Source organism: Bacillus sp. EKM208B (assembly GCF_011800725.1).
GTDB lineage: Bacteria > Bacillota > Bacilli > Bacillales > Bacillaceae > Bacillus > Bacillus velezensis.
Genome location: NZ_JAANHO010000007.1, coordinates 256,304 through 271,797 on the forward strand (window position 1 = coordinate 256,304; position 15,494 = coordinate 271,797).

At 42.0% G+C, this 15,494-nt stretch carries 9 protein-coding genes; 2 read left to right on the forward strand and 7 right to left on the reverse strand.

The features are described from left to right. Positions 1-232: 232 nt before the first annotated feature. The 3 genes from G9F75_RS14575 to gutB all read right to left on the reverse strand — a co-directional run bounded on the left by G9F75_RS14575 (position 233) and on the right by gutB (position 3,808). Entirely contained in the window at positions 233-1,195 is a 963-nt protein-coding gene (locus tag G9F75_RS14575) for a carbohydrate kinase family protein (RefSeq protein ID WP_167409188.1), read from the reverse strand. Between the two features lie 101 nt (positions 1,196-1,296). Then, positions 1,297-2,673, reverse strand: coding sequence for an MFS transporter (locus G9F75_RS14580; protein WP_020861281.1), 1,377 nt, complete (start codon positions 2,671-2,673; stop codon positions 1,297-1,299). A gap of 73 nt (positions 2,674-2,746) precedes the next feature. Continuing rightward, positions 2,747-3,808, reverse strand: a complete 1,062-nt coding sequence (gene gutB, locus G9F75_RS14585) for a sorbitol dehydrogenase (RefSeq protein ID WP_014417071.1) — start codon at positions 3,806-3,808, stop codon at positions 2,747-2,749. 202 nt (positions 3,809-4,010) lie between these two features. Between gutB and G9F75_RS14590 the strand changes: the two genes are divergently transcribed. Next, positions 4,011-6,500 (forward strand): tetratricopeptide repeat protein, encoded by a 2,490-nt coding sequence (locus G9F75_RS14590; RefSeq protein ID WP_167409189.1) that lies wholly within the window; start codon positions 4,011-4,013, stop codon positions 6,498-6,500. 95 nt (positions 6,501-6,595) lie between these two features. On the opposite strand, the gene G9F75_RS14595 is transcribed toward G9F75_RS14590, so the two are convergent. The 4 genes from G9F75_RS14595 to G9F75_RS14610 are packed head-to-tail and all read right to left on the reverse strand — an operon-like array spanning position 6,596 to position 13,183. Beyond that, on the reverse strand, positions 6,596-9,754 hold the full coding sequence (locus G9F75_RS14595) for a type I restriction endonuclease subunit R (protein ID WP_167409190.1): 3,159 nt from the start codon (positions 9,752-9,754) through the stop codon (positions 6,596-6,598). Between the two features lie 21 nt (positions 9,755-9,775). Next, a complete protein-coding gene (locus G9F75_RS14600; protein WP_232489391.1) occupies positions 9,776-11,011 on the reverse strand; it encodes a restriction endonuclease subunit S in 1,236 nt (411 codons plus the stop codon). Continuing rightward, positions 11,001-12,593, reverse strand: coding sequence for a type I restriction-modification system subunit M (locus tag G9F75_RS14605; RefSeq protein ID WP_167409191.1), 1,593 nt, complete (start codon positions 12,591-12,593; stop codon positions 11,001-11,003). Before G9F75_RS14605 ends, G9F75_RS14600 begins: the two co-directional genes overlap by 11 nt. A 20-nt stretch (positions 12,594-12,613) precedes the next feature. Beyond that, the gene (locus tag G9F75_RS14610) at positions 12,614-13,183 is read right to left on the reverse strand and encodes a restriction endonuclease subunit S (RefSeq protein WP_167409192.1); all 570 of its coding nucleotides are present in this window, start codon (positions 13,181-13,183) and stop codon (positions 12,614-12,616) included. A gap of 417 nt (positions 13,184-13,600) precedes the next feature. Here G9F75_RS14610 and G9F75_RS14615 point away from each other — a divergent pair, with 417 nt between their 5' ends. Continuing rightward, complete coding sequence (locus G9F75_RS14615) at positions 13,601-15,493, forward strand: T7SS effector LXG polymorphic toxin (RefSeq protein ID WP_167409193.1); 1,893 nt, start codon at positions 13,601-13,603, stop codon at positions 15,491-15,493. Position 15,494 lies beyond the last annotated feature (1 nt).

Sequence of the window (15,494 nt, forward strand, 5' to 3'; positions counted from 1 at the left end):
GAAAAACATTCCTCCGCGGTTCAATATCATAGGCCGTCATACTATACATGACGGCAGCAGCAGAAACTTGGTTTTACTCAGAACTGATAAAAACGTGATTGTATGTACTTCACAGCGGTTCAATTTACTGGATGCCTTTCTAAAGTATACCGTATATCGTAAAGGGTTTCAGACCTAAATAAAGAGGATGCTTCCCGAAGTCCGATGACTTTCAAGAAACATCCTCCATACTTTACAGTGATACTTCAACCTCTTTTAAGCTCGGCAAAGCATCGATCGCACCGATTTTGGTGCACACGAGCGCCCCCACCTTATTGGCAAATGAGACAATATCACGCAACTTCGCAAAATCATCGGCTGCCGTCTGAATCTCATCGGTGCGCGCCAGCTGATACAGCGCCGCGCCGACAAACGCATCTCCCGCTCCCGTTGAGTCTATTGATGTCACCGGAATGCTCGGAATGATGTCAATATCCTTCCCATTTGATAGAAGGGTTCCGCTTTTCCCGAGTGTCACCGCCACAATGCCGGCTCCGATCTCATGAAGAACCGCAACACCTTCTTTATGATCCTTCGCACCGCTGATGATCTCAAGCTCTTCGTCACTGACTTTCACAAAATCACTTACGGCAACGGCTTTTTTTGCGGTGTTTATAAACTCTGAAACTCTTCCTTTCCATAAATCCTCACGGTAGTTAGGATCGAAGGAAATAAACTGTCCATTGTCTTTCGCAATCGACATCAGCCGTAAATAGGCTGAGCAAAACGGATCAGATAACAATGCTGTCGCTGATCCGAAATGAAGGATTTTCGCATCGTTTACCTTTTCCAGATCAATATCATCCAGCGTAAACAAAGCGTCCGCTCCTCTGTTAAACACAAAGTCGCGCTCCCCATTTTGTTTTAATGAAACAAACGCAAGCGTTGTAGGCGCTTTCTCATCCATGACGAGCATAGAGGTATCGACGTGTACGGCGTCCAATGTCTGCTTCAGAAAATACCCGAACGGATCTTTGCCTGTTTTTCCGCTGAAAGCGGCGTCTCCGCCCAGCTTAGCAATGGCTGCCGACACATTCGCCGGTGCCCCGCCGGCACTTTTTAAGAAATTACGTCCTACCGTCAAATCAACATCCACATCGGTACAAAAGAAATCAATTAACAATTCTCCAATACAAATAACAGATTGGCTTCCCACATTATCACACTCATTTATCAATTCTCGATTATAGTTTCAGTATAGTGCTTTCTGTCATAAATACAACCGTTTACATAGAATATTTTAAATTTTACATATACTCATCTTGCAGCTCTTTGCTCCAGATCAGACATCATCTGCTGATATTTTTTTTCAGTTAAAGGATAAAAAGAAATAAGAATAATAGACAGCAGAATGAACAATCCCGGGATGAGTGCATTCATATTTTTAATCGCATTCAATGACGAGGCCGTCTGATCGGTATTCGCGGCATATCCGGCGATTCCGAGATAAACGGCCGAAAATGACCCGGCTAACGCAACTCCGAGCTTATTGATGAAACTCATGCTCGAAATCACCACGCCATCAGCCCGGACTCCGGTTTTCCATTCTGCATAATCGACACAATCGGCAACCATTCCCCAAGCAAGCGTATTTAAAGGCGTCGTAAAAAATCCCGAAACGAAAAGCCAAAAGAAGATAAGCGGCAGCGAAGAATACGATGTAAACTGAAGGCCCGCATAAGAAATCAGCGATAGCGCCGCCGTGATGATCATAACCTGCTTCCGGCCCCGCTTCTCAGAAAAGAAAGGAATAAACAGATTGCTGATCAGCGCTGCGCCGAAAAACAACACGGTTCCTAAAAACACAAATTCCTTATGGCTGACGTTATACGTAAAATAGTACACCATCGTGCTGAGCTTAATGTTAAACCCAATCGCAAACGCCAAAAATGCAGAAACCAAAATGAGCAAAGGCTTGTTTCGGAACAAAACAGACAACGTCTTTTTCATTCCTTGTTTTTTTCTTTTTTCAGGCTGAATCCGTTCCCGCACAGTAAAGAAACTGAACAGATTCAACGCGATGCTCACCGCCGCATAGATAAGCGCCGTCATCTGGAATCCAAACGCCTGATCTTTCCCGCCGATCAGATCTGCAAGCGGTGTCGCACAGGAAATCGATAACAGAATTCCGATATAAACCAAAATCATCCGGGTCGTCGTCAGAACCGTCCGTTCCTCCACGGAATTCGTCATCCGCCCCGTTAAGCTGTTGACCGGAATCGTCTGCATGCTGAAGGACATCCCAAGCAGAATATAAGTGATGTACGCATAAACCATGTTCCCCGTCTCGCCGAAATGAGGCGTCGTGAAGCATAAGAACGTAAATAGCGCAAAAGGAAACGCCACCCACAAAAGATACGGCCTTGCCTTTCCCCACCTTGTATTCGTCTTGTCTAAAATCACGCCCATAATCGGGTCAAAAATAGCATCCAGCACCCTTACGATAAGAAACAAAGCTGCGATGACCGCAGGCTTAATGCCGCCGACGTCTGTATAGTAGAATAATAAGTATGCGTTTACAAACTGAAAGATAATATTGTACGACATATCGCCGAATCCGTAGCCGATCCGTTCCATCCATGACAGGCCGCGATATTTCGTCTTTACTGCCGCTGCTTTTTCTGTTTCAATCATCATTTCCCACCCCAAGAATCCGTTTTCATTTTTGATAAGCAAGAGGGAGAATGCAAAGATCCTCCCCGTTCACTCAGCGATTTGGATACACCATCACTTTTAAGCATTCATTTTTGTATTGAAAGGCCCGTTCCATCGCCTCTTGCGTCTTCTCCAGCGGATATTGGTCCGTTATAAGGTGCTTCGTGTCCACTATGCCGGAAGCGAGAAATTCAATTCCCTTCGGATACGTATTCGCATAACGGAAGATTCCGTAAATATCAATCTCGTTATCCGCAATAAACGGCACATTGAGCGGAATCTCGTTCTGAGAAGGCAAACCGACAATCGCCAGTTTTCCGCCCCGGCGCACGGAAGCCAGTGCGGATTGCAATGCCGCCGGATTCCCCGCTGTTTCCCAAGCAGCATCAACGCCTATGCCATTCGTGATCGTTTTGATTTCTTCACCGGCATCCTGTTCCCGGACATTGATGACATGCGTCGCTCCCATTTTTTTCGCAGCTTCTAACCGCAGCGGCTCCAAGTCGGTCACAATAATTGTGCCTGCCCCGTATGCTTTCGCTGCCGCAACGGCCATCAGCCCCACAGGGCCCATTCCCATGATCGCAACCGTTGAACCGGGCTGAAGCTTCGTTCTCGAGGCCGCATGAATGCCGACAGAAAACGGTTCAATCAAAGCCGCATCTTCATAGGATAGTGAATCCGGAATCGAGAAAACAAAGTCCTGGCGCATTTTGATATATTGGACAAACGCGCCGTCAACCGGCGGTGTCGCCAAAAACTGTACATCCGGGCAAAGGTTATAACGCCCCTCCTTACACGCCTCACAGCGTCCGCACGTAACACCAGGTTCAACAGCGACGCGGTCACCGACTTTGAATTGATCAACAGACGAGCCGACAGCTGCGATTTCTCCCGCACATTCATGCCCAAGGATAAATGGTTTTTCCACTACATAATTGCCTATTCTGCCATTTGTATAGTAATGCAGATCAGATCCGCAAATTCCGACAGCCATCACCTTAATCAACACTTCATCATGATTGATCTCAGGCACGGGCAATGTTTCGATTTTGATTTCTCTCGTGTTGTGCATAACCGCCGCTTTCATGTTTTGAGGCACTGTGTGAGTCATTTGGCAAATTCCTTTCTTTAGAAAATAAAATGTAAGTGCATACATTTTTGTTTTCTCTATTACTGCCCCTATTTTATCTGCTTTTCCATACGTTCAACAGCCTTTCCTGCTGTATAAAAGGACAGCCGCACTGTACTTTTTATTTTTTCATATACAAAAAACACTGAATTGATAAAATAGTACTAATAGGAGGTGCAGGCTAATGGCTGAACTTGAAAACCGGACACAATTTGCAGAACTGCTGGCACCTGCCGTCAAATCGCTGAAACTTCATCCTGATTATAAAGTCAGAAGGAACAAGAACGAAAAAACAGGACAGTCTTATATAGATCAAATCGCACTCCGATTAGGCGTTTCCTCTAACACGATCAAAAGCTGGATCGGACAGATGGGCGCAAACTACATTCCCGGACGAATTGACGACGGAAAGCTGTTCGGCATGATCTGGATCATTATAGAAAAGACTGACATGGATCCTGAATGGCTGACCGGCCTTCTGGAAACCACCACCATTCCCGTCATCAAACCCGCATTGCCCGTTTGGACGGCGTCTTGTCTAAAAAAAGCAAAAATACTCCGGAAAGACGGATCATTCGGAGCGCCGAGTGATGAAGATGTTGAAAAAGCAGTAAAGCGGTTGTTTCATGACAGACCAAGCCACGAAACGAATGCGCTTACAAGAAAGTCCGTCACGCATAACTTACCGTCACGCCGGACGGGGAACTTTATCGGACGCGGCTTTGATATGGAAGCAATCCGGCAATGGATGCTGTCTCCGTCACCGGTCTGTTTAATCACGGGCTGGGCCGGCATGGGAAAAACAACAATCGCTCTTGAAGCAGCCTACCTTTGTGCCGGCAGTTCACCAGATTGGCCGGCATTCAACAGCATCATCTGGATCAGTGCGGATTGGAAAGGATTGAGCTTCAGCGATTTTTTAAACACGATCGCCTATCAGCTCGGACGCACCGAACAAATCGACAAATCAATCAACGAAAAACGGTTCGTCGTCCGCAATGCATTAGCCGCTCATTCAAACGAAAAACCAGTATTGCTGATCGTTGACAGCATTGATACAGCGGAACGTGACATTCACGAATTTATCATCGGCCTTCCGCAAGGTGTAAAAGTCCTTCTTACGGCACGGGAAAACGTAAAACAGACATACCGGGACGGCCTCGGGGAACTGGCGGCCATCCAGCTGAGCGGCCTTGAACAAACGGATGCCCTTGAATTTTTCCATCAAGAAGTGCACCGCTGTCTGCAAACATGCAACTTCCCGCATAAACGGGAAAAGCTGGAGCAGCTATTGCAGCTATCGCCTGACCTTAAGAATGAATTCATCTCGGCAGCCGCCGGCAATCCGAAGGCCATGGCACTCAGCATCGCTTACATGTCAGACGACGACATCCCCGCTCCCCAGCTCATACAAGAGCTTAAACAAGCAGGCTACTCATTATTGGAATTGTTTGAGGTTCTCTTTGGCCGCACATGGGACAGATGTCATGAAGACACACGAAAACTGTGGCAGACGCTTTGCTTTTTCGCTAAGCCGCCTGATGAAAAAAGCTTGGCTCAAGCGGCTGGATTAGACGTCCGGCGGTTTCATTACGCGATTGAGCAAATGCGGTCATATGCTTTAATACAGCCGGAACGAAGCGAAGGAAGTATTCAATACGCTGCCCATCAAACCGTTGTCGCTTACGGAGAACAGCACTTATCCGAAAATCACGAATTTGCAAAAGAAGCCCGCAGCCGCTGGGCGCATTATTATATTGATTATGCGGAAACCCATATAAAGCGGGAACAGCCCAATTCAGTCTATTGGAGCTACTTGCTGGGACGGAATTTAGAGCAAATGAAAAAGGAATGGCCGAACATCCTAAAGGTCATCGAATGGTCGAGCGAAACCGGACAACATGACATCCTGATCAAACTCATCATCCGCATCAGCCACTTTCTAAGCAGAATCAACCTGCCCCTGCGAATCGAATACGGATTAAAAGCCGCCGATGCCTCCCGTCAATCAGGCGAACACACGCGGGAAGCTTACTTTCGGATCGACACGGCAGGCTGGGCGCTGATGGAAGTCAACGATTCAGACGGAGCTCTCAGGCAAATAGAAGCCGGCCTGAAGATACTCGAACAATCAGGCGCGCCGGATCACGACGACTTGAAAGTATGGGGAACCGCCCTGCTATCGAGGCTGCTGTTAAAAACCGGAGAACCGGAAAAAGCGGCAGCAATGCTGGACGGCATCAAAGATCAGCCCGTCTCCCCCATTATCCGGCACAGGGTTCTTCTGGTTCGCGGTGACCTGAGTTTCGCCCGCTCTCACTACGAAGAAGCCATCACATTATACGAAGCGGCAAACACAACCAGCGCCGCATACGGCGGCGAAAAAACAATAGAAGCCTATTTCAACCTGGGCATGGCTTACGTAAAGTGTGATCAACTCGAAAAAGCGGAAAAAGCCTTTGAACAAATGCTCTATGACAAACACAACGCCAATCAAGTTGAGTTGATCTACTATTATTACGGAATGGCACAGCTGTTGTATCGTAAAGGAGAGAAAACGAAAGCGATGGAATCGAATCAAAAGGCGATTCGTTTGATTGATTCGTGGGAGCCTGGGATTGGGATTCGGGGTGAGGTTGAGAGATTGAAAAAGGTGATTAAAGAAAACGACTAGTACGCATAGTAGTTCTGTCATCAACCACATGATGTTTCTTTATAATAAACAGAATAGGCCAACTCAAGATTCGCAGTAGTTGGCCTATATAGACTTTATCTCAGCTCGTCATCCAAAGGTACAATGACTTCATCTAACGTCTTTCTCCACTGACGCTTCAACTCTGGTCCGTATTTCAAAGGTTTTGCATCTGGATGTACGGCTTTATACTGATCAAATTGCTTGCTATTGATGATTCCCCCGATATTCGGAATAGGATCTGCCCCTATCACATATTGAACTGCAGATAAATGCAGCTCATCCTCTTCCACAAACCAAGTATTCGCAAATTCCCTAACTGCTTGGCTGCGTTTTTTCGTGAAGAAGCGTCTTTTCACTACAAGAATATCTTCCTCTTCATCTACGTTTTTCGTATCAATGGCATTTAACATCTCACGGTATACATCTTTAACAATGTCTGATTTCTCCAGTTTTTGAAGTGCGCTTTCGATCTCATCACGGATATTCTGGTTATTGGCCGAGTATGTTTCTAATAGTCGATCAATATACGTTGAATCAATATCATAGATCTTCACTGCGTTTTCTCCATAGAATTCAATGTCCGAAAAGTCCAGCTCCGGTCCATCTTGGCGCTCTTCATCTATAAGTGAACCTTTAATCGTGTGATAGATACCAATATATTCTTCTAGTGTTTTCACCTGTTCTTGAAGTGCTGCTGATTTCTCCATATCATCGTTGTAGTCATCATATGTAACTAACGCTTCGTAAGAATTGTTTAGCTCTTGAAATGCTTTTACGAACTCAATTCGGGTTTCAAGAGATGTGTGCTCATCAATATCGATTGGATTGGGAATTAACGTAGTTAGGACTTTGTGGGCCTTCTTAAAACGTTTCTTCGATTCATCATACGTTGGATAAACAAGACTAGATTCCTCCTGTGCATGAGAATATAACTTCGTCGCATTCTTTACGTTTTGTTCCATTGTAAAAGGTTTACGGAATGTCACAATTAATCCTTTTGTCTTTCCTGGATACGTACGATTGGTTCTGGAAAAGGCTTGAATCAAATTGGCATAACTTAAATTTCGATCGACAAATAACGTTTGAATCGTTGGTGCATCGAAACCTGTCAATAACCGATCGACTACAATGATAAGATCAATTTGTTTCCCAAATTCTTTGAATTCCCCTTTTTTACGAGCCAAGCGATTATTAATATCGCCGTTATATCGTTCAATATCTTCTAGCGACCATGCCGTGTGATAGTAATCGTTATAATCCTTGATGATCTCCTTCATTTCATCGTGAGTTTGTTTGGAATCTTCCTCGTTTTCTTGCATTGAATACGTAATCGCAATCCGAGGAAAGTCAGGATCTTCAATTGTACGCCCTGTTCGGATCGGGTGTCCCGCAAACTCTTTTGTCAGCCAATTTGTATCTTTCGTCATTTCTTTAATGGCCTGATAGTAACGTTTCGCCATATCAATGGAACTTGTTGTTAAAATAGCTGATTTTTGCGGTCGGCCGTTTTGAAAATCAAATTTGATATAGGCATTATCCGGCCTGAAAATCTTATGAATGACTTTTTGAATATGTTCATCATTCTCGAACGAAGATGGTTCAAGGTATGCTTCTTTTTCGATTCCATCCATTCGATCAATCATATCGTTGATTTCATCATCACTACAATTGGCGTATTTTTCTTGATGACGCAGCTGTTCGAAAATATGATTATTTAATGAAGTGGGGTCAATTGTATCTTCATGCTCTACTTGAAACCCTAAAACAGCACCATCGTCTAACGCATTCTTAATGGTGTACGTGTGCAATACGTCTCCATATTGGTCACGGGTGGTGCGAGCTAATCGGCCTTTAGCTTGTTTTTTATTTTCATTAAATATCGGTGTCCCTGTAAATCCAAACCAAGTCGAATTTGGAAAGAACCCCTTAATGACTTCCATGCCTTCTGCACTTAACGCACGATGGCATTCATCCACGACAAAGACAATATGTTGTCCCAGCAGTTTCTTAAAGCGCTGAGTACCTTTTTGCTCCTCTTGCCTTTGGGCATAGCGCAAGGCAGCTTCTAGTTTTTGACGAGTGGTAATAATCACTGTATTGGAATTGGCATCAGACAGTAGAGTATCACTTAACTCCTTCGCACTTCCAGTTCCGACAATCAAGCTATTCGATATTGCATCACCAGAAGAAATACCAGTATTAAATTCGGAAGCAAATTTGGTGAATTCTGTCGTCGTTTGATTATCTAAGTCTTTTCGGTCAATCAGCATAATGGTACGGTCTACACCTGGTTTGCGAGCCAATAACTTCGTAGACACAAAACTTGTCAACGTTTTTCCTGAACCGGTCGCATGCCAAACAAAGCCGGATTGATGCCTCATGGCGGACGTAAACAAGGCTTCTATGGCATGAATTTGATACGGTTTTAACACCACTAGAGCTTTGTTGTCTTGGTCTTCACTCACAATTGTATAATTGGCAATCAAGCGGTGTGCATCTGGAATGTTTAACACTTGTTTCACAAACTCATAGAGATTTTCTACTTTTCGATTATCCGTTGTCCGCCAGCTAAAGATCAATTTCTTATGCATATCTTTTGGAAGCGCATTGGCAAAATAGCGAGTCGTTTGTTCGTTGGAAATGACAAATAACTGCAGGGTGGAAAAGATATTGTTTCGAAACATTCCTTCTTCTGCGTATTTCTTGATTTGATGATAGGCTTGGAATACGCCGTCTTTTGCACTGTCCTGTTTTAACTCAATTTGAACAATGGGCAATCCATTAATGAGAAGTGTCACGTCAAATCGCCGATTTCGACCATCACCGTTTGCTTTTTGTTTCGCTATCTGGTGAACGACTTCGTATGTAGAGATGCCGCCTCCAATATCTTGATTGGAATACAGCACCAACGACATGGAACCCAATGAAACATCTTCACGTTCAATCGTAATTCGAGCAATTCCATTTTCCCCTTTGAGCCATTTAGCAGCATCAAAGGGGGTCTGTGTTTTCGATAATAACTCTGTCTTTATTGTGTCAAATTCCTTATCAGTCATTGGATGTTCCCCAATTTCTGATAAGTTATTTTGCGTAATCTTTTGACGCAAGTTCTCCCACAGGTCTTCTTCAGATTTCAAATCAGGACGATAATTCCACTGATTATACCCTTCACCTAACACTTCAATCAGGCGGCGCTCTACCTCTGCTTCATCTTTATGCTGGATCGTTGCCATGATTCTCCCCCTCTTTATTCGTTACACAAACATCTTTTGTAGAAATGCTTTTTTCGTTTTTTTCAAGGCTTCTAATTCACGCTGATGAAGGGTGATGAGATTGTCGAGTTGCTGGAAAAAGGCACCGATTTTCTTTTGTTCCTCAAGATTAGGGGTGATTTGTGTATGGAATTTTTCAAGTTCTCGCATACCTAAATTTGGCTGAGTACCGCTAGATGCTTTATCTTTTACTTGGTTTTGCATCTTTCTTGTTTGCAATAAGAAATACAAAAAGTACGGATCAGACACTTCACCAACGCGCATGGCAGCTAATGGAGACCAAATATTAAAACGCTCTTTAGTTTCAACGATTGCCGTCTTACCCACAGTTGAACCTGACTTAACCAAGAAGACATCATGATATTGAGGTCTGTACTTTTTAGAGTACAACTCATCAATCTCTTCAGAAATATATCCACGTTTTCTGTCAAAATCAATCTGATTATCAACGATTGCATCAACTGAGATAAATGGGATTCCACTCTCTTCAAGTTTGGGAGTTTCATGAGGTCCATCAGTAACAGGCTCTGCCAACATTTCACGAAGTTTACGCTGTTCCCAATCGCCAGTAAAACCTGAGAAACGAACCTCCGGCATAGACTCCCCTTCTTTTGGAAACATTTTTTGCAAGAATCCCTGTTTTGCTTGTTTGAGGGTGCTTAGTTCTTGCTGATGAAGCGTGATCGTGTCGTCTAGTTGCTTGAAGAAGGTGCCGATTTGGGTTTGTTCTTGATAAGAAGGTGATAAAAATTGATAATCTCTAATCTTACTCAAGCCTAAAAATTTCTGAGTATTTCCTGCGTTCTCATTTCGTATATATTTTTTGAATATTGGTGATCTCAATAGTTGAATTAGATACTCATTTCTAATTTCACCCCCATGTTTAATAAGGGCCACATTTTTAATTGCAAAACCTGTTCTATCAACTATAACAGGATTACCTATTGTACCAATCATCCCAAAAATAACGTCCCCAATGTCAACTTTGGATCTTTTATTGATAGCTTGAAAATCTTCTTCAGAAATAAGTGAAACATCAGTCATATCCAAACCATTTTCTTTTAAATTTTTCGAAGTAACTAATGGGAATCCTTTATTGTAGTACTTTGGTGAATCATGTGTTCCATCACGTACATCTTTAATATCCGATAACTTATGTTTTTCCCACTTTCCACTAAACCCCTCAAACCTCACTTCTGGCACTCGTTTATTCTCCACGATGAAACACCTCTAACGCACCCTTGATCCACTCTGCATTTTCTTCATCATATTGCAATGAAGAAACCATGTCATACAAGCTAGCTTCTAGTTCCGCTTTTTCTTTTCGAATATCTTTGATTTTCGAGCCAATTGCAGCCATATCCACAGGTTCTTCTTCTTCAAACGTATCGACATATCGAGGGATGTTCAAATTGAAATCATTCTCTTTGATTTCCTCGAATGTTGCAACGTGGGCATATTTCTCAACGTCTTCTCGCTTCTTATACGTTTCGACAATCCTATCAATATGTTCTTTAGAAAGTTTATTTTGGTTCTTTCCTTTTATAAACTCTTTACTTGCATCAATAAATAACACATCACGAGTGCTGCGATTTTTCTTCAAGATGATGACTGTTGTTGGGATCGATGTGCCAAAGAATAAGTTTGCTGGCATACCAATCACGGCATCAATGCTGCCATCTTCTAATAATTTCTTGCGAATCACACCTTCTGCCGCACCACGGAACAGAACCCCATGGGGTAAGACGATGGCCATCGTTCCCGAATCTTTCAAATGGTAGAACCCATGTAAAAGAAAAGCAAAGTCGGCTTTTGATTTTGGCGCTAACTTTCCGTAACGATTGAAACGTGAATCATCTAAGAATGTAGCATCTGCAGACCATTTTGCAGAGTAAGGCGGATTCATAAGAACAGAATCAAAGGTATATGGCTCATCTGTCGGCCAATCTTTGTTCAATGTATCCCCATTGCGTAAACGCATATCTTCTTTATTCACACCATGCAAAATTAAGTTCATCTTCGCTAGATTAAAAGTTGTTGTGTTTAGTTCTTGCCCATGATATTTCACACTATCTGGATAATGAATATAGTTTCGAATATTCAACATTAGAGAACCAGATCCCATCGTGGGGTCAAATACGCTAAACAATTTTTTGTCTTCTTGACCGATTGCGGCAATACGCGCCATCATGTCAGATACTTGATGAGGTGTGTAAAATTCTCCCGCTTTCTTACCAGCTTCTGAGGCAAATTGGCCAATTAAGTACTCATAGGCATCCCCAATGACATCCCCATCATGACCGATTACATTGACATCATTTAGTTTCTTCAATACTTCAGTAATCGTAATGTTTCGCTGTTGGTCATCTGATCCCAGTTTTTTTGATGTCAAATCTACATCGTCAAACAACCCGTTGAATTGGTCATATTTCGTAGACAAATCGATAAATGCCTTATTCAAATCATTCAGCTGAAACGTATTTTGTTTCGCTTGATTGGCTAATACATTGAATAAATGCTTCGGCGCAATATCATAACCTAATGTATCGACTAACGTCTCGATCAAATCATTTTTGATCTCTTCATCCGCTAATAAATCCCGGTACAACTGCGTTTGTTTTTCTTGAGTGTAGTATTCTTCTAGCGATTCATCTGCGATTTCAACGACTTTTTCTAATAACTTATCAGATAAGTATTTATAAAAGATCAATCCTAATAAGTAGTTTTTATACTCTGATGCATCCATTTTGCTTCGCAAGTTGTCTGCGGCACTAAATAATTTTGAGTGTAATTCAGCCATAGTTGTGTTCCTCACTTTTTCTATTGTTGGTCTAATCTCTTTAATGCTTCTAAATAAAGTTGCTCTTCAAGTACCGCTTGTTTCTTCGCCAAAGCTTGACGCTTTCGCAAACAGAAATAAGCATTTCCAATCGTCTTTTGTTTCTCAATACTTGGTAACTTAATTTCCAATTCTTTTAATATCGCTGGAGTCAATTTCGGTACATTACTTCCTTGCATGGAAATCGCCATTTGCTTTTTCATTGTGTGCGACTCATTTAATGCATAACATAAATATCGACTATCCAAATCATTGTGTTCAATCATGAGTTTCGCAAAGTTTTGGTTTATCACCTTTCCGTGATGTAAGTTACTCACGATCCCAGCCTTGGAACTGACAAAGCTGAAAACAACATCCCCGGCACTGCTCAAATAGCTTTCTCTATGATTTGATTGTTCAGCACCAAGACTAACTTGTGAGTCTAGAAACGAGCCATCTAAATCATTTATTAAATCCTCATATGTATAAGCAACTAATGTCGGATCATTTTTCTCGTGTCCTCTAGAAAGATTTCTCCCTATTTTAACCGTCACAATCTCTTCAAGTCGCATATCCCGCCCTCTTCAAAAAGTAATTCTTTAAAATTACTGATTTTCATTGCCATTGAATCTTATCACTTCAAAAATACTCCGTCAACATCTTTTATGTACTTTTTAAGAATTACACCACCAAATGTAAGCAAACAGGGTATAGAAATTTTCTCGACTCTGAGATCCTAATAAAAGATGGATCCTTTTCATTAATAGCGCTTCTTCAATTTTCGCTTTTTCTTAGATTCATCAAAGCCGTCAGCTTTACATCCAACTGGAACCGTCTAACGACATTGCCAGTCTCCCAAAAAGTGATTCATATAGGTAAAATAACACAGATCAAATTGATCATTTCACACTTTTGTATCACATTTCGTCTGTTTCTTCATTTTCCCATGGTAAAATCTTGTTGATCTATTTAAATGAAAGGATATGAATATGAAAGTATTTGAAGCCAAAACACTGCTTTCAGAAGCAGATAAACGTGCAAAAGAATACAAAGAATTAAGAAGCCAGATGGTCAATCTTAAAAAAGCCTTCAAAGCCGTAGCTGATTTAGAGGACAGTGAGTTTTCCGGAAAGGGCGCTGACAACATCAAAGCATTTTATCATGATCACGCTGGTGTGGCTGACAATTGGATTGATCTAATTGATATGAAGATTGCTTTTTTAACAAGCATTTCAGGCGCTTTAGAGGACGCCAGCTTGTCTGGCGCATACATAGAAGAATCCTTCCTGGAACACGAACTGGCTAATGCCTACACCAAGTCAAAATCCATTATGTCTGAACAGAAGAAAGCAATGAAAGATATCCTACTTGATATCAATGATATTCTTCCGCTTGATTTGTTCTCGACAGAAGACTTCAAAGACGAACTTGCAGATGCAGAGGACAAACGTAAAAAAACAGTCGATAAATTAGGAAGCGTGGACGAAGCACTTGTTACTGAATATGCCCAGTCAGAGCCAATCGAGCAATTCATCAAGAAAGACTTCCAAAAGCTTGAGGAATCTACAGGCAAGGGCAAGAATGCTACACCCATTCACTACAATGCCAATGCTTATCGAGAAAGTGACATACATAAGAAGAAAGGAGATATCGAGAAACAGACTAAAGCTTATCTGAAGATCAAGAAAGATGAAGCAAAAGAACGAGAAATCAAAGAATTAAAGAAGAAACTGGCTGACGGAGTGACGGACCCGGATGATTACTTAGAAATTGCCAAGAAGGTCGGGTATGAGAGTCTTACCCCTGAACAGCTTCAGTATGTGGTACAGCTTGAACAAGCAAAACAGCTGAAGGCTGTCGGTGAAAGTGTAATCAACGCAGGTAAAACGGCATTGGATATCATCGATGGGGTTAATGATGGGCTTAACGATGCGATTGATGATACGATATATGGCATCAAGGACTTGGTTGTGGGCGCATGGGAATTTTCACAACTCCCTATTGAACTAAAACTTACAAAAACGATTACAACAGTCTTAAGTGTCCCCTCCTACCCTAAAATAATTTGGAAAAACATCGTCGATTCATGGAATGATAAAATGATAAATGGCGATGCATACACAAGAGCACATTATATCAGTTATGCGGTCGGTAATATCGTTGGTCCAAAAGGTGCAGGTGCCGCAGTGCAAACCACTGCCAAGCTTTCTAAAGTAGGTAAAGTGGTTGAGAGCGGAACAGCTGCTGCTCATGTAAATAAAGGAATTACAAAAGGCAACAATTTTTTTAATCCCTTTTTTAAAAACAGATATGAACCTGCACTTGTAGGAATTGCACAAGATATTGAGAATACTCACAATGTTAAAAACACACCATTGTTAAAAAGTATAATTGAAGAAGAAAAAAATAATGCTTTTTCCAAAATAAATGTTACTTTTAGGCAAGGATATGATACCCATTTAGTTGAGGTAGAAGATATAGTCAGAAAGAAAAATAAAGGTATTGTCGGCGGTCACAATCTACAGAGTTTTGAGAAGGCATTTATTGATAAAGGTTGGGATTTAAAGAGTTGTATAATTTCAAAAAGGGAACACCCCACAATTGATGGTATCTATGAAATTGAATATGGATTACCTGCATTAGATAGAGAGGGAAATATCAAACCTGGAGAACTAAAAAAAGTTCGTACTCCAAAGACAGTTTATGATCCCGAGAAGATCTCAAACGAACAAATGTTGCAGTGGGGAGAAGAAGCAATGAGAAATGGAGAAGTAGTCGGGAGAAAAGTAACTGGATACGCTAAAAACGGTCTCAAGTTTGAAGGTTATATTGATGAAGCAACTGGAGAAATAACAAATTTTTTCCCAACTTTAAATGATTAAA

Coding starts and splice junctions, on each gene's coding strand:
- G9F75_RS14605 (WP_167409191.1), bottom strand. CDS start 12,593: ATGGCTGAATTACACTCAAAATTATTTAGTGCCGCAGACAACTTGCGA.
- gutB (WP_014417071.1), bottom strand. CDS start 3,808: ATGACTCACACAGTGCCTCAAAACATGAAAGCGGCGGTTATGCACAAC.
- G9F75_RS14610 (WP_167409192.1), bottom strand. CDS start 13,183: ATGCGACTTGAAGAGATTGTGACGGTTAAAATAGGGAGAAATCTTTCT.
- G9F75_RS14615 (WP_167409193.1), top strand. CDS start 13,601: ATGAAAGTATTTGAAGCCAAAACACTGCTTTCAGAAGCAGATAAACGT.
- G9F75_RS14580 (WP_020861281.1), bottom strand. CDS start 2,673: ATGATTGAAACAGAAAAAGCAGCGGCAGTAAAGACGAAATATCGCGGC.
- G9F75_RS14595 (WP_167409190.1), bottom strand. CDS start 9,754: ATGGCAACGATCCAGCATAAAGATGAAGCAGAGGTAGAGCGCCGCCTG.
- G9F75_RS14590 (WP_167409189.1), top strand. CDS start 4,011: ATGGCTGAACTTGAAAACCGGACACAATTTGCAGAACTGCTGGCACCT.